The organism is Caballeronia sp. dw_276, from assembly GCF_018449635.1.
Lineage (GTDB): Bacteria > Pseudomonadota > Gammaproteobacteria > Burkholderiales > Burkholderiaceae > Caballeronia.
In genome coordinates, this window is the sequence record NZ_JAAVUV010000005.1 from 193248 (window position 1) to 208753 (window position 15506).

Consider the following 15506-nt stretch of genomic DNA (forward strand, 5'->3'; position numbering starts at 1 on the left):
GCCTCCGGCATTTATGGCAAAATGCCCCGCTTCACCAACCCGGCAAACGTGTTCGCGCGGATTCAAGTGAAATGCGCGGCATGGAAACGCCCCTGATGAGCCAGCAGGCAGACGCAGACACCCATGACGGAAACCGTAGCACTCAAGATTGTCCAGCGCATCGCCACCGAGTTGAGCGTGCAGCCGCGCCAGGTCGCCGCCACCGTGCAACTTCTCGATGAAGGCTCGACTGTTCCGTTCATCGCCCGTTATCGAAAGGAAGTGACAGGCAATCTCGACGATACGCAATTGCGCAATCTCGAGGAACGCCTCGTCTACCTTCGCGAACTCGAAGACCGGCGCGCGGCGATTGTCCAGAGCATCGACGAACAAGGCAAGCTCACGCCCGAACTGCGCGCGGCCGTCGAAGGCGCCGACAGCAAGCAGGTGCTCGAAGACCTGTACCTCCCGTACAAACCGAAGCGCCGCACCCGCGCGATGATCGCCCGCGAAGCCGGCCTGCAGCCGCTTGCAGACGCCCTCCTCGCCGATCCGAAACTCGATCCGCAAACCGAAGCCGCGCGTTATGTAGACGCAGAAAAAGGCGTCGCCGACACGAAAGCCGCGCTCGACGGCGCCCGCGACATTCTTTCCGAACAGTTCGGCGAAACCGCGGAAATCCTCGGCAAGGTCCGCGAATATCTGTTCAAGCAGGGCAGCGTGATCTCGACTGTGGTCGAAGGCAAGGAAACCGAGGAAGGCGAGAAATTCCGCGATTACTACGACTACTCGGAAACTATCCGCACGGTGCCGTCGCATCGGGCGCTGGCGCTGTTCCGCGGCCGCAACGCCGGCGTTCTGTCCGTGAAGCTGGGCCTGGGTGGAGAACTCGATGCCCAGGTGCCGCATCCTGGCGAGACGCTGATCGCGAACCACGTTGGTATTGCCAATCAAGGCCGTCCTGCCGATAAATGGCTCGCCGACGTCTGCCGCTGGTGCTGGCGCGTGAAAGTGCAGCCGAATATCGAAAACGACTTGCTGACGAACCTGCGGGAAGAAGCCGAAGGCGAAGCGATTCGCGTGTTTGCGCGCAATCTGAAGGATCTTTTGCTGGCGGCGCCGGCAGGCCCGAAAGCGGTTATCGGACTCGATCCGGGCATGCGCACAGGCGTAAAGGTCGCCGTGGTGGATCGCACCGGCAAGCTGCTCGCAACCGATGTGATCTATCCGCACGAGCCGCGGCGCGATTGGGACGGCTCGCTTGCCAAGCTTGCGCGCATCGCCGCGCAGACGCAGGCCGAGCTGATCAGCATCGGCAATGGGACCGCGTCGCGCGAAACGGACAAACTCGCGAGCGAGTTGATCGCTAAACACCCCGAGTTGAAGCTGCAGAAGATCGTGGTGTCGGAAGCGGGTGCATCGATCTATTCGGCGTCCGAACTGGCATCGAAGGAGTTTCCCGATCTTGACGTGACCTTGCGCGGCGCTGTTTCCATCGCGCGGCGTTTGCAGGATCCGCTTGCCGAACTCGTGAAGATCGACCCGAAGGCGATTGGCGTTGGCCAATATCAGCACGACGTGAATCAGCGCGACCTCGCTCGTTCGCTCGATGCTGTCGTCGAAGACTGTGTGAACGCCGTCGGCGTGGACGCGAACACGGCGTCGGTGGCGTTGCTTGCACGCGTGTCGGGCTTGAATGCGACGCTGGCGCGAAATATCGTCGATTTCCGCGATGCCAACGGCCCCTTCGCTTCCCGCGACCAGTTGAAAAAAGTCCCCCGTCTCGGCGATAAAACCTTCGAACAAGCCGCCGGATTTTTGCGCATCAACAATGGCGTGAATCCGCTGGACCGGTCGTCGGTGCACCCGGAAGCGTATCCGGTCGTTGAACGGATTCTGGCGAAGATCCAGAAGCACGCCGCCGACGTGATGGGCAAGCGCGAAGCCTTGTCAGGCTTGTCGCCAGCGGATTTCGTCGATGAGCGTTTTGGCCTGCCCACCATCCGCGACATCCTGGCCGAGCTGGAAAAACCCGGCCGCGATCCGCGCCCCGAGTTCAAGACGGCTACGTTCCGCGAAGGCGTCGAAAAGCTTTCCGACCTGACGCCGGGAATGATCCTGGAAGGCGTGGTCACGAACGTAGCGGCGTTCGGCGCGTTTATCGATATCGGCGTGCATCAGGAAGGGCTCGTGCACGTTTCAGCGATGTCGACGAAGTTCATCAAGGACCCGCACGAGGTGGTGAAGGCCGGTCAGGTGGTAAAGGTAAAAGTGCTGGAAACCGACGTGAAGCGCCAGCGGATCGCGCTGACCATGCGTCTTGACGATGACTTCGCGCCCGAGGGCAGTTCGTCGCAGCAACAGCAACGTGGCGGGCAGGATCGCCGTGGTAGTGGCGGCGGCGGTGGCAGCGCACGTGATGTACGTGGCAACGGCGGCGGCCGGCGCGAGCCGGAAGCTGCCAGCAGCGCAATGGCAGCCGCGTTTGCGAAGCTGAAGAAATAAAGCTTCACACGACATCGCAGTGGAAAACGAAACGGCCCGTCGAAAGACGGGCCGTTTTTTTAAGACTCAATCAAACGCAACGCTCAAATCTCGATCTTCGTTCCAAGTTCAACCACACGATTGGCTGGAATACTGAAGAAGTCAGTTGGCTTCGCGGCGTTCTGATGCATCCATGCGAACACGCGTTCACGCCACACTGACATGCCTGGCAACTGTGTCGGTACAACGGTCTCGCGCGCCATGAAGAACGACGTATCCATCAACTCGAACGTCATGTCGTGCGTCCGCCCGATTTCGAGCAGAACAGCCTTCACGTCCGGCGTTTCGTTGAAGCCGTATTGCGCCTTAACGAGGAACAGACCACCGCCCGCATCCTTCACTTCCACGCGAGTGGCATCGTCCACATAGGGGACATCGCGCGTCGCGAAGTTCAGGAAAATGGTGCGCTCGTGCAAGACCTTGTTGTGCTTCAGGTTATGCAGCAAGCTCACCGGCACGAGCGAATCGCTGCCGGTCAGGTAGATCGCCGTGCCCGACACGCGATGCGGCGGATGCGCGAGCAAGCCCTGCAGGAACGGCATCAGCGGAATACCATCGGCGGCGGTCCGGTCCTTGACGATCATGCGTCCCTTGAACCACGTCATCAGCAGGAAGAACAACACCCCGCCGATACCCAGCGGCAACCAGCCGCCCTGCTCGATCTTGAGCAAGCTCGCGCCGAAGAACCCGACATCGATAATAAAAAACACGCTGATGATCGCGCCCACCAGGAACTTGTTCCATCCCCACAGCTTGGTCATCACGACCGACGCGAGAATGGTCGTGACCAGCATGGTCGCGGTGACCGCAAGCCCGTATGCAGCCGCGAGATTTTCAGAGCTCTTGAAGCCGATCACAATGCACAAGATGATGAACAGCAGCATCCAGTTGACGACCGGAATATAAATCTGTCCGATAGCCAGATCCGACGTGTGCAGGATCTTCATGCGCGGTACGTAACCAAGCTGGATGGCCTGGCTGGTGAGCGAATACGCGCCCGAAATCACCGCTTGCGATGCAATCACGGTCGCAATCGTCGACAAGATCACGAGCGGCAGCAACGCCCAGTCGGGCGCCATCAGGAAGAACGGACTCTCGCGCGCTTCAGGGGTATGCAACAGAAGCGCGCCCTGCCCGAAGTAGTTGAGCAACAGCGACGGCATGACGAGGCCGTACCAGCCGTATCGAATGGGGCTCGCACCAAAGTGCCCCATGTCGGCGTAAAGCGCTTCAGCCCCGGTCAGCACCAGCACGACCGAACCCAGCACGATATACGCTTGCAACACATGCGCCTGCATGAATGAAAACGCGTAATACGGATTCAGTGCAACCAATACACGCGGCGCCTGGACGATGTGAAACACGCCCATTACCGCGAGCGTCACGAACCAGACCAGCATGATCGGGCCGAACAGCTTGCCGACCACCGACGTACCACGCCGCTGAATCCAGAACAGCATGATTAGAATGACGATGGTGATTGGAATCACGTAATTTGCCAGCCGCGGCGAGGCGATTTCGAGCCCTTCCACCGCCGATATCACCGACATGGCCGGCGTAATCACAGCATCGCCATAAAACATGCAGGCCCCGAAGATGCCGAGCATCATCAGTACGCCGGTGGCGCGGCCGGACTCCTTCAGCGTGCGCAGCGCCAGCGTCATCAGGGCGAGCACGCCGCCCTCGCCGTTGTTGTCGGCACGCATCACGAACAGCACGTATTTGATCCCCACGACGATCACGATCGCCCAGAACAGCAGCGAAATGACCCCGAGGACGGACGCTTCGTTCAGCTCGATGCCGTGCGACTTGCTGAACGCCTCTTTCAGCGCGTAGAGCGGGCTCGTGCCGATGTCGCCAAACACGACTCCGATAGCGGCAAGCGCCAGGGCAGGCAGTGGTTGTTTGCGCTCGTGCGCGTGGGTCATTGTTGTCATAAACGCGGGGGAGCCGTCCTGATCGGAAAAAACGAACGCCATTCTAACGCTGCACCTGCCGCCCCACCGCCGTGTTGTGATACCGCGACGACGGGCGCAATAAAGCGATTTGACATTGCAGCGAAGCCCCTAAGGTGCATGGCGATAATCGTAAAGATGCCGTTCGAACATGCTAACAGGCAATCGAACGGCAATTTGCCTGGAACGGCGCGGCGGCAGCACGGCGGAAAGGAAAATGGAAGAAATCAGCTGCGTTCGTCGTGCAGTCCCCGCTTGATCCACGCACCCAGGTTGTGCGGTCGAACCGTGTCCCACTCTTCGAACGGCTGATGAATCCAGGGGTTGGTTTCGAGAAACTGAACAAAATAGTCAGGTTTCACCTTCGAACAGCCTTTATACCAAAGCACGGCTGAGCGCACGGCGGTCACCGCCGGATAACGTTCCTTCAAATGCTGCTGAACCCGCGAGAGCGTGACGCCGGAATCGACCAGATCGTCGACCAGTAGCACGTTGCCGGAAAGCTCGCCGCGCGTCATCGTGATGTACTGGCCGATATCGAGCGCGCCCTGCTCCGTTCCCGCAGCCTCGCGATACGAACTCGTCGCCAGGATCGCGAGTGGGAGATCATAAATGCGTGAAAGCTGGTCGCCCACGCGCAAGCCGCCGCGTGCGAGGCACAGGATATTGTCGAACTTCCAGCCTGAGTCGTGCACGGACAGCGCCAGCAGTTCAATCAGCCGGTGATATTCGTCCCAGCCTACCCACAGGTTGCGGTCGTCGTTACGCGGGTCTTTCATCGCGATCATGGTCAAACTCTTTTAAATACGTACAGCGGTTGAAAATGCAAAGTGGCCGCACATTCGCGGCCACTTTGTCTTTGCTAGAGGCTCAAGGTCTCAAACCTTGAACGGATGACGCAACAGGATGGTTTCGTCGCGGTCCGGACCCGTCGACACCATGTCGATAGGAACGCCCGCCACTTCCTGCACGCGCGACAGATACTTGCGCGCTGTTTCCGGCAAGCGGTCCCATTGCGTGATGCCGATGGTGCTTTCCTTCCAGCCGCCAAACGTCTCGTACACCGGCTCGCAACGCGCCACTTCCGAGGCGCCACGCGGCAGGATGTCGACGTTTTTGCCGTCGAGCTTGTAGCCCACGCACAGCTTCACTTCGTCCAGGCCATCCAGCACGTCCAGCTTGGTCATGCACAGGCCCGAGATACCGTTGATCTGGATGGAACGGCGCAGTGCGGCGGCGTCGAGCCAGCCAGTGCGGCGCGGACGGCCGGTTACCGAGCCAAATTCCTTGCCGACGGTTGCAAGCGTCAGACCAATTTGCTCCTGACGATTCACGTTGTCGGCGTCATACAGCTCGCTTGGGAACGGACCCGCACCCACGCGCGTGCAATACGCCTTCGTGATGCCGAGGATGTAATTCAGCTTTTGCGGACCCACGCCTGCGCCCGATGTTGCCGCACCCGCCACGCAGTTGCTCGAAGTGACATACGGATACGTGCCGTGATCGATGTCGAGCAGCGTGCCTTGCGCGCCTTCAAACAGAAGATTACGGCCGGCGTGGTTCTCGTCGTACAGACGACGCGACACGTCCGTCACCATGGGCGCCAGGCGCTCGGCGTAGCCGAACATGGTGTCGAGCGTCTCTTGATAGTCCACCGCTGCAGCGCCGAGATAACCTGTCAGCACGAAGTTATGGAAGTCCAGCGTTTCGCGCAGGCGTTCTGCAAAAACTTCGCGATCGTACAGATCCTGCACGCGCAGGCCGCGGCGACCGACCTTGTCTTCGTACGCCGGGCCGATACCGCGTCCCGTCGTGCCGATCTTCGCCGCGCCGCGACGTGCTTCGCGCGCCTGGTCGATGGCAATGTGATACGGAAGAATCAGGTTGGCGGCTTCGGAGATGAACAGGCGTTTCTGGACGTCGATGCCCGCCGTTTCCAGCTCGCCAATTTCCTTGAAGAGCGCTTCGGGCGACAAAACCACGCCATTGCCGATATAGCAAGCCGTGCCGGCGCGCATGATGCCCGACGGAATCAGGCGGAGGATGGTCTTCTTGCCGCCGATGATCAGCGTATGGCCGGCGTTATGACCGCCCTGGAAGCGCACGACGCCTTGGGCGTGGTCCGTCAACCAGTCGACGATCTTGCCCTTGCCTTCATCACCCCACTGGGTGCCGACCACGACGACGTTGCGCCCCGGGTTCACATTCACTGCGCTGGCAGACATGTCAATTTGATAGCTGGTTAAAAAAGCATTTTACCTATGTTCGCCGAAGGTTCCGAGTTTTTCCCGGTATTTGCGAACGGATATCGACCTAAAGTCGATCGGACAGGACTGAAGTCTTGTCTGGGGTTTGCCTTCAGCAGCGCTTCCGACAAGCCCGGAGCCACTAGGAACGGGCCTCCACGACCCATGTCCCGTCGCGCTCGACCAGTACGCGATCGAACGCGAATTCGTCGAGGTCATGGTCGTGTCCAGGCAACGCCTGGATCACCACTTCGCCGGCATCACGCAATTGCGCGACCGCCGCACGCAGCGGTTCGTCGTGGTTCCAGGGCGCGAGGATCGCGCTGCCGCGGGCATCGATTGGAGAAATGCGCGCGACTTCACGCAAATCAAGCGAGAAACCCGTTGCCGGACGCGCGCGGCCGTAGGCTTGGCCGACGTCATCATAACGGCCGCCTCGTGCGACCGCGTTCGGCACGCCGTCCACGTACGCCGAGAACATCACGCCGCTGTGGTACGCGTAGCCGCGAAGATCGGCGAGATCGATCATCAGCTCGGCGCCGTGAGCCTGGCCTGCGAGGAACGCGAGGTCATCGAGTGCGCGGGAGATTACCGGCAGATTGGGCAGGCGGGCGCGGGCTTCATCGAGCACCGATGCATCGCCGTACAAAGACGGCAACGCGCGCAACGCGTCGCGGGCGACATCACCAAGCTTGGACGTGAGCTCGTTCAGGCGCGGCACGTCTTTCGCCCCGAGCGCGTCGTAAAGCGATTCGCCGAGCGCTGCGGCGGCCGGTTCGAGATCGAGCAACGCGGCCAGAACGCCCGCGTGGCACAAGTCGAGGCGCACTTTGTTCAGGCCGCTCAGACGCAGCGAATCAAGCATCAATTGCTGGATTTCCAGGTCTGCTTCCAGTCCCGCATGACCGTAGATTTCCGCACCGATCTGAATCTGTTCGCGCGTCGCGTGCAAGCCGCGTGGACGCGTATGCAGCACATTGCCCGCGTAGCAAAGACGCGTCACGCCCTGCCGATTCAACAAATGCGCATCGATACGCGACACCTGCGGCGTGATATCCGCACGCAGACCGAGCGTGCGGCCGGACAATTGATCGACAAGCTTGAACGTGCGCAGGTTGAGGTCGCTCCCCCCGCTTGTCAGCAAGGACTCGAGGTACTCGAGCATCGGCGGCATCACGAGCTCGTAGCCGTACGAACGAAAGCGGTCGAGCAGCCGGCGGCGCAATTCTTCGATCTTGCGCGCCTCGGACGGCAAGACATCGGCGATATTCTCGGGGAGTAACCAGGTGGACATCAGGGCGTTTCCTACGGAACGTTTTTGAGCGCGGCGGTGCGAATTGAACGTGGCATCGCCGGTCGGTCAGAATAATCTTTTGATCTATGGATGGCTACGGCGCGGCCGGTTTCGACGCAATTCAGGTCGCAATCAGCAGCAAAATGACGCCGAGCGCCATCGCGATCAGGCCGCCGATACGAATCTGGTGCGGCGGCCGTTGGCTGATCCGGCGGAACGTATCGCGCCAGGAATTGGGGAAGACGAACGGAAACATCCCTTCGATAATCAGCATCAACGCGATCGCGAGCAGTAACGATGCAGCCATATCCATTCGATAGATGACGCCGCGGCTCGCACCGCGGCGCTTGGCACTCAGCGCTTGCGCGCGAGTGCCGGGGTGGTGGCATCGGGGGCGCTCGGCGCAGCACCGTTCGGGCTGCGCATGAAGCGGAAGAAATCGCTGCTCGGATCGACGACCATCACGTCGCCGGCATTGAACGTCTTTTTATACGCTTCGAGGCTTTGATAGAACTGGTAGAACTGCGGATCGACGCCGTACGCATCAGCGGCAATCGATGCAGCGCGGCCATCGCCCTCGCCCTTGATGGTCTGCGCTTCCTTGTAGGCATCGGCGAGAATCGCTTCTTGCTGACGGTCCGCATTCGCCTTGATGGCGTCGGCGTCGGCCGTGCCCTTCGCGCGTTCTTCGGCGGCCGCTTGCTGGCGCGCCGCGATCATGCGCTTGTAGACCGAATCCGCCACCGCAGCCGGAAAGTCAATGCGCGTCAGCTGCACATCCACGAGTTCGACGCCGAACGCCGCTGCCGGCGCCTCGATCGATTTCTGCGCTTCCGTCCCGATAGCCTGCTGCTCGCCGAGCACGTCGGCAAGCGGACGCTTCGTAAACGATGACGTCAGCGCCGTGCGCGTGAGAGCCGCCAGCCGGTCCTGCGCAGTCTGCGTGTTCTTCTCGTTGCTGACAAAAAGCTTCAGCGGGTCCGCGACACGATACTTGATGACCGTATTCACGATCACCTCGTTCTTGTCCGACGTGTTGAAGCGGTCGGTGCCGGCTTCATCGATGGTGAGCGTGCGCGTGTCGATCAGCGTAAGCGTCTGGAACGGCGGCGGCAGCTTGAAATGCAGTCCGGGCGTGACGAGCTTCGGCTCACCGCCGCCGTGCGCAGTGATCACACCGGCATGGCGTTCGTCGACAACGAACATCATGGACGAGCCGATGAACAACACGACCACCACGGCAACCACGAGGGCAACGATTCGATTCATGATCGCGCTCCTCATTGCGTGTCGTCTTCACGCGAACGCGAACGGAACGCGTCGCGCGAGCGCAATGGGTCGCCACCGGACGACTTCGCCGAGGCCGACGAAGCAGCCGCTGCGCTTGCAGCCGTGCTGGCAGAAGCGGATTGCGCCGCCACTGCCGACGCGGCCTGCGCACTTTCGCTGCGCGCATCCTGCGTGATCGACGTACCGACGGCCGCGGGTGCCGCGCCCACCGGCTGGTTCGTCGTTCCAGCCGAAGCAGCCGGAACCTCCGACGCCCCACTTGCCGGCGCAGCTGCGTTTGCACGCTGACGGTTTGCATCGACGAGCTTGTCGAGCGGCAAATAGACCACGTTGTTCGAACTCTTGCTGTCGACGAAAACCTTCGTCGCCCGCGAGTAGATCTGCTGCATTGTTTCCAGATACATGCGTTGACGAATCACTGCCGGCGCCTTCGAATATTCTGCATAAACCTGTTTGAAGCGCTCGGCGTTGCCTTGCGCTTGAGAAACGGCCCGGTTGCTGTAGCCCTTGGCCTCATCGATCATCCGCGCCGCGTCCGTCTTCGCGCGGGGAAGCAACTGATCGGAGTAGGCCTTGGCGGTGTCCACCGCACGTTCGTTGTCCTGGCGAACCTTCGCTGCTTCTTCGAACGCGGGTTGAACCTGCGCCGGAACCTGCACGCTTTGAATGGTCACGCCGGTCACCTGCAACCCGGTCTTGTATGAATCGAGCGATGCCTGAATCCGATCGACCAGCTTCGCGCGCAACGCTTCGTGATCCTTGAAGAGCAATTCGTCCGTGCTGTGCGTACCGGCGATCTCGCGGATGGCGGCCTGGGCCGATTCCGTCACGTTCTGCTCGGGATCGAGATTGCGGAACAGATAGTCGGTCGCCGACTTGATCTGATACTGCACGGCAAAGCGAACGTCGACGATATCCGCGTCGTGCGTCAGCAGCGATGCATCGCGAACATTGGCTTGCGTAAGCGTGTTATTGCGGCCGATATCGACCGAACGGATCTGCGACGTATTGACGATCTCGTGCGATTCGAACGGATACGGCAGGCGCCAATGCACGCCTTGATCGGCCTGGCCTTCGTACTTGCCAAAGCGCGACACAACGCCCACGTTCCCGTCCTGCACGACAAACACGCCACTGCCAAGATAGATCGCGATCAGCGCGCCGACAACAATTCCCAGCCCGATTTTCGCGCTGCGGCCATTGTCAGGACGCGGTCCGCCGCCCGCCGGCTTCTTGCCGAACAGGCCCGCGAGCTTCTTGTTGAAGTCGCGCCACATTTCGTCGAGATCCGGCGGTCCTTCGCCATCCTTGTCTTTCGACGGACGCTTTTGTTCCTGCGGACGCTTCGGGTCCTGGCTTTTGGTGTCGCCATTGCCGTCGCCCCGCCCCCAGCGCGGGTCGTTGATCGAAAAGACGGCATGCGAAAGCTGCCGGGTACTCCGCTCGTTGTAGTCGTTCACTCGGTGATTCACCATTAGACAGCCGGGTCAATGCAAATCGGAACAGATCAGTGCCCGTGCTCGGGGACCTTGCGGTCTTCACTTTCGTCGGCTGACCGGTGGTCTTCCGGTAGCGTGGTTCCGTCGTCGGATGTGCTATCCATGGACTCCGGCACGATTGTGCCGTCCGGAAGTTCCGTGTACTCGTTGTTATCTTTTGGTTCGGAGGCCGCAAATTCGGCGATTGCCGCGCGCAGGGCGTCGAGTCCCTGACCCGTTCGCGCGCTCAAAAAGACGCGCAAAATATTACCATACTCGTCCCTTTCAACCGGATCGTTACGGGCCGCGAGCTCAGGCACTGCGTCGATCTTGTTGAATACGAGAATTTGCGGAACACCATCCGCGCCGATACTGCTCAGCACCTTGTTCACTTCTTCGATTTGATCGAGCCGCACCATGCTCGAAGCATCGACTACGTGCAGCAGCAAGTCGGCCTGAACGGTTTCCTCGAGCGTCGCACGGAATGCCGCAACCAGTTGGTGAGGCAGGTCGCGAATGAACCCGACCGTGTCCGATACCACCGCCTGACCCGCTTCCTCGCCGAGATACACGCGGCGCGAGGTTGTATCGAGCGTGGCGAACAACTGGTCCGCCGCATACGCCTGCGCTTTTGTCAGCGCATTGAACAACGTGGACTTGCCCGCGTTCGTATAACCGACGAGCGACACAGACGTGGTCCGGTTGCGCTCACGCTGCCGGCGCTGCGTGCCATGCTGGCGCTGCAGCTTCGCAAGCCGCGCCTTCAGCGCCTTGATCCGCTCGCCAATCAATCGGCGGTCGGTTTCAAGCTGCGTTTCACCCGGTCCGCGCAAGCCGATACCGCCCTTCTGCCGCTCGAGGTGAGTCCACGCGCGAATCAATCGCGTGGACAGATACTGGAGCTGTGCGAGTTCGACCTGCAACTTGCCTTCGTGACTTCGGGCACGCTGCGCAAAAATATCGAGGATGAGACTGGTCCTGTCGATCACGCGACGCTCGAGCGCCGTTTCCAGATTCCGCTGCTGCGCGGGTGCCAAAGCGTGATTGAAGATGACGAGTTCCACGTCGTTGGCAACGCACGCGAGGCGCAGCTCTTCGACTTTGCCACTGCCGACAAACATCTTGGCATCAGGGCTGGAACGGCGACCGGTCAGGGTGACGGCGGGATGGGCACCCGCACTTTGTGCGAGCAGACTGAGTTCTTCGAGACTGGCATCGAAATCGATTTTTCCGAAGTCGACACCCACAAGCGCTGCGTTGATCAAATTGATGTTTTCATTTTGAAGCGACCGGTGAATTAGCAAGTTCATTCATGCTGTTGCACCGGACGCTGCGAGGTTTAGGGCGTTTCAGCATCCGGGTGGAAATTCACCGGACGCGCTGGCACGACCGTGGAAATGGCGTGCTTGTAGACCATCTGGGTCACGGTGTTACGGAGCAACACGACGTACTGGTCGAACGATTCAATATTGCCTTGCAGCTTGATGCCGTTGACCAAATAGATCGACACCGGCACATGCTCTTTTCGCAGTGCGTTCAAAAACGGGTCTTGTAACAATTGCCCTTTGTTGCTCATAGCAAACTCCGTATTATTTTTGCAGGTTAACGTGATTGCGACGAAGAAAAAGAGATCCGCCGTCAATCGCTACACTATAGCCGATTTTCATTTTCGCACCAGCGCGCCCCGCCCGTCCAAATCCGCCGAAACGCTTGATGCACGCGGGATTCAGGCCGGCATCAGCCCTTATCCGCGTAAGGATTCGCACTCGAACGAAACTCTATGCGCAATGGAGTCCCAACCAGGCCGAAAGTTTCTCTGAAACGTCCTTCGAGGTAGCGTTTATATGTGTCCGTGATCGCGTCGAGCGCATTTCCGTGCACGACAATGATCGGGGGATTCTGCCCGCCCTGATGCGCGTAGCGCAGCTTCGGACGAATCGGGCCACGACGGCGCGGTTGCTGGAACTCCACTGCGTCGATCAGCGCGCGCGTGAGCTTGGGCGTCGGCAGTTTTGCCATGGCAGCGGCGTAGGCGTCATCGACTGATTTCATCAACTGGCTAATACCGGTTTTCTCCAGCGCCGACACGTAGTGAAATTTAGCAAAGTCCAAAAACTTGAGCTTGCGTGTCAGGTCCGCCTTGGTGCGCTCGCGCACATGCGAATCCAGCCCGTCCCACTTGTTGACGCCAACCACCAGCGCACGTCCCTGCTCCACCACGAATCCAGCGATGTGCGCGTCTTGTTCAGAGATGTCTTGCTGCGCGTCGAGCAGCAGGATCACCACGTTTGCGTCTGAAATTGACTGCAGCGTCTTCACCACCGAAAACTTCTCGATTGCTTCGAACACCTTGCCGCGGCGACGCAAACCCGCTGTATCGATCAACGTGTATTTGCGGCCACTCCGCTCGAAATCAACATAGATGGAATCGCGCGTGGTGCCCGGCATATCGAACGCGATCACGCGTTCTTCACCCACCAAGGCATTGATCAGCGTCGACTTGCCTACATTCGGGCGTCCCACGATGGCGATCTTCACGCCACGCGCCGCCTTCTCCTCGGGATCTTCTTCCGGTTGCCCGGCGTACGCGATCTCGAGCGCATCGCCGATCATCTCCGTCACGCCGTCGCCGTGCGCCGCGGAAATCGCGCGCGGGTCGCCAAGGCCGAGTTCGTAGAAATCGGCGGCGACCGCGCTGTACTTCATGCCTTCGGCCTTGTTCACCACCAGAAACAACGGCCGGCCCGTCTTGCGCAGATAGTCGGCAATCGCCTTGTCTTGCGGCGCGAGTCCGTTGCGTCCGTCGGTGATGAAGACGACGACGTCGGCCTCCTCCACCGCCTGGCGCGTCTGGCGAGCCATCTCATGCAGGATGCCGTCCTTCGCGACGGGTTCGAAACCGCCGGTATCGACGACCAGATAAGGGCGGTCGCCCACGCGGCCTTCGCCGTAGTGACGGTCGCGAGTGAGACCGGGCAAGTCGGCGACGAGCGCGTCACGCGAGCGCGTCAGGCGGTTGAAGAGCGTCGATTTCCCCACATTGGGGCGCCCCACGAGGGCAATTACGGGTTTCATGAGATGGTGTTCTTGGTTGAACGCAAGGCGGATGATTCCGGTCCGGCGCGCGCCGGATGTCACTCCGGAAACGGCGAACCGCGATATGCGCGGTCCGGCGGTGTGTCGAAAATTAGCACGGTTCCAGCAGATCGATCGCAGGACGCAGCAATTCTCGCTGGTTACTCCCTGCTTATCGGCTTCTGCTGACCCGCTTACTCGTTGCGGTCGTCACGTTCGAGGCGCACTTGGAACGCGCGGAGCGCCCCATCGAGAACATGAATTTGCGCGTCCGGCACTGGAATGCAGATGCCAGGATGTTGCGCTTGCCGTCGTTATTGCTGCTTGTGCGCTTATTTGCCGCACGATAAATCCGTCACGTGCGGCATTGATGAATCGATTCTATTCGCACGGCGCGGACTCAAAAAACAAAAAAGTCCGGAGAAACACGAACGGCCGGCAATACCGGCGCGCTCGTCAACTCAATCTAAAGCTTCAGCGCGGACGGAAACCGTAAAGACCGCCGTCATGCGTCTGGATCACCAGCGTGTCGCCAGCCAGGACCGGGGCAGCCGTGATCGCGCTGCCGTCGGTTTTCGCGCGGCCAACAAATTCGCCGTTGGTCGTGGAAAGGAAATGCACAAACCCTTGATAGTCGCCAATCACAACCGCGCGACCCAGGATAAACGGCACGCCGACCGTGCGATTTTTCAGCTTGTCGTTCTTCCACAGCGGGGTTCCGTCGATCGCGCTGAACGCGTTGACCACCGACCAGTCGTCCCCTGCCGCCACGACTTCATTGTCCTGCGCAAGACCGCTGTCGCTCGAGAAGTTCTTTTCCCATTGCGCCCGGCCCGAGTTTGCATCGAAACAGCCGATACGGCCCTGGAACGTCACCGCGCAAGTCTCCGATCCAACCAGCGTCGGCGCGCCAGTCACGTCATTGATACGCTCGACTTCGGTCACGCCCTTCGGAAACGATACCGGCGTCTGCCAGTAAGCATCTCCCGTCTGCAGGTTGATGGCTGCGAACGTGCCGCCCGGGAAACCCGCCAAGATTGCCTGCGATGCCGCGAACGTCATGCCTGCAGCCACGCGCAGATTCAGCGGCACGGCGCGGGCCTGGAACATCCACTTTTGCTCGCCGGTCTGCGAATTGAACGCGACGATCTTGCCGTCGATAGTCCGGACAACCACGAGGTCGTTACCCACCAGCGGCGGCGAAATGATTTCGCCAGGCGCCGTAGCCGTCCACAATTGCTTGCCGTCGGGTCCGAGCACGTACACATTGCCCTTCAAGCCGCCAACCGCCGTCAGGTTGCCGTCGCTGCCCACGCCCGCCGACAGGTCGTCCTTGAGCTTGATGCGCCACACATCCTGACCCGTCTTCGAATCGATCTTCGCGACCGTGCCGTTGGCGCCTGCCGCGTACACGGCGTCGCCTACGGCAACCGGCGAGAACAGATACCGCCCGGCCTTGCCGACGCTCGCCTTCCAGGCCTGCTCCACGTTCAGAACGGGCTTGATCTCGACAAGCGGAGTCGGCGCCCGGCGCTCGTCCTTGGTGGCACAGGCCGTGAGCATGACCGACATCGCGCAGGCGAGCGGCAGAGCGTAGCGTTTCAGAAAATTCATCGGTGGACGCAACATGGAGAAAATGAAATCG

General features: G+C 60.4%; 12 protein-coding genes. 1 reads left to right on the forward strand and 11 read right to left on the reverse strand.

Features of this window, described 5'->3' with window-relative positions; all coding sequences use genetic code 11:
* Nucleotides 1-123 precede the first annotated feature (123 nt).
* Entirely contained in the window at nt 124-2484 is a 2361-nt protein-coding gene (locus HB633_RS12260; protein ID WP_213778377.1) for a Tex family protein, read from the forward strand.
* An 83-nt stretch (nt 2485-2567) separates the two neighbouring features.
* On the opposite strand, the gene HB633_RS12265 is transcribed toward HB633_RS12260, so the two are convergent.
* The 11 genes from HB633_RS12265 to bamB all read right to left on the reverse strand — a co-directional run bounded on the left by HB633_RS12265 (nt 2568) and on the right by bamB (nt 15475).
* Nucleotides 2568-4460 (reverse strand): potassium transporter Kup, encoded by a 1893-nt coding sequence (locus HB633_RS12265; RefSeq protein WP_213778378.1) that lies wholly within the window; start codon nt 4458-4460, stop codon nt 2568-2570.
* Nucleotides 4461-4705: 245 nt separating this feature from the next.
* Nucleotides 4706-5266: a phosphoribosyltransferase gene (locus tag HB633_RS12270; protein ID WP_213778379.1), complete on the reverse strand. Its 561-nt coding sequence runs from the start codon at nt 5264-5266 to the stop codon at nt 4706-4708.
* 90 nt (nt 5267-5356) lie between these two features.
* Nucleotides 5357-6703 carry an adenylosuccinate synthase gene (locus tag HB633_RS12275; RefSeq protein WP_213778380.1) on the reverse strand — a complete coding sequence of 449 codons (1347 nt, stop codon included), beginning with the start codon at nt 6701-6703 and terminating at the stop codon, nt 5357-5359.
* Between the two features lie 163 nt (nt 6704-6866).
* The gene (locus HB633_RS12280) at nt 6867-8018 is read right to left on the reverse strand and encodes an ATP phosphoribosyltransferase regulatory subunit (RefSeq protein WP_213778381.1); all 1152 of its coding nucleotides are present in this window, start codon (nt 8016-8018) and stop codon (nt 6867-6869) included.
* A gap of 121 nt (nt 8019-8139) precedes the next feature.
* Nucleotides 8140-8331 (reverse strand): DUF2065 domain-containing protein, encoded by a 192-nt coding sequence (locus HB633_RS12285; RefSeq protein WP_213778382.1) that lies wholly within the window; start codon nt 8329-8331, stop codon nt 8140-8142.
* A gap of 41 nt (nt 8332-8372) precedes the next feature.
* The gene (gene hflC / locus HB633_RS12290; RefSeq protein ID WP_213778383.1) at nt 8373-9287 is read right to left on the reverse strand and encodes a protease modulator HflC; all 915 of its coding nucleotides are present in this window, start codon (nt 9285-9287) and stop codon (nt 8373-8375) included.
* 11 nt (nt 9288-9298) lie between these two features.
* Nucleotides 9299-10768 (reverse strand): FtsH protease activity modulator HflK, encoded by a 1470-nt coding sequence (gene hflK, locus HB633_RS12295; RefSeq protein ID WP_213778638.1) that lies wholly within the window; start codon nt 10766-10768, stop codon nt 9299-9301.
* A gap of 47 nt (nt 10769-10815) precedes the next feature.
* Nucleotides 10816-12096, reverse strand: a complete 1281-nt coding sequence (gene hflX / locus HB633_RS12300; protein ID WP_061999530.1) for a GTPase HflX — start codon at nt 12094-12096, stop codon at nt 10816-10818.
* Between the two features lie 29 nt (nt 12097-12125).
* Nucleotides 12126-12362 (reverse strand): RNA chaperone Hfq, encoded by a 237-nt coding sequence (hfq, locus tag HB633_RS12305; RefSeq protein ID WP_031356421.1) that lies wholly within the window; start codon nt 12360-12362, stop codon nt 12126-12128.
* 161 nt (nt 12363-12523) lie between these two features.
* Nucleotides 12524-13861 (reverse strand): ribosome biogenesis GTPase Der, encoded by a 1338-nt coding sequence (gene der / locus HB633_RS12310; protein WP_056364601.1) that lies wholly within the window; start codon nt 13859-13861, stop codon nt 12524-12526.
* A 474-nt stretch (nt 13862-14335) separates the two neighbouring features.
* Nucleotides 14336-15475 (reverse strand): outer membrane protein assembly factor BamB, encoded by a 1140-nt coding sequence (gene bamB / locus HB633_RS12315; RefSeq protein WP_213778384.1) that lies wholly within the window; start codon nt 15473-15475, stop codon nt 14336-14338.
* Nucleotides 15476-15506 lie beyond the last annotated feature (31 nt).

Coding starts and splice junctions, on each gene's coding strand:
- HB633_RS12260 (WP_213778377.1), top strand. CDS start 124: ATGACGGAAACCGTAGCACTCAAGATTGTCCAGCGCATCGCCACCGAG.
- HB633_RS12265 (WP_213778378.1), bottom strand. CDS start 4,460: ATGACAACAATGACCCACGCGCACGAGCGCAAACAACCACTGCCTGCC.
- HB633_RS12270 (WP_213778379.1), bottom strand. CDS start 5,266: ATGATCGCGATGAAAGACCCGCGTAACGACGACCGCAACCTGTGGGTA.
- HB633_RS12275 (WP_213778380.1), bottom strand. CDS start 6,703: ATGTCTGCCAGCGCAGTGAATGTGAACCCGGGGCGCAACGTCGTCGTG.
- HB633_RS12280 (WP_213778381.1), bottom strand. CDS start 8,018: ATGTCCACCTGGTTACTCCCCGAGAATATCGCCGATGTCTTGCCGTCC.
- HB633_RS12285 (WP_213778382.1), bottom strand. CDS start 8,331: ATGGATATGGCTGCATCGTTACTGCTCGCGATCGCGTTGATGCTGATT.
- hflC (WP_213778383.1), bottom strand. CDS start 9,287: ATGAATCGAATCGTTGCCCTCGTGGTTGCCGTGGTGGTCGTGTTGTTC.
- hflX (WP_061999530.1), bottom strand. CDS start 12,096: ATGAACTTGCTAATTCACCGGTCGCTTCAAAATGAAAACATCAATTTG.
- hfq (WP_031356421.1), bottom strand. CDS start 12,362: ATGAGCAACAAAGGGCAATTGTTACAAGACCCGTTTTTGAACGCACTG.
- der (WP_056364601.1), bottom strand. CDS start 13,861: ATGAAACCCGTAATTGCCCTCGTGGGGCGCCCCAATGTGGGGAAATCG.
- bamB (WP_213778384.1), bottom strand. CDS start 15,475: ATGAATTTTCTGAAACGCTACGCTCTGCCGCTCGCCTGCGCGATGTCG.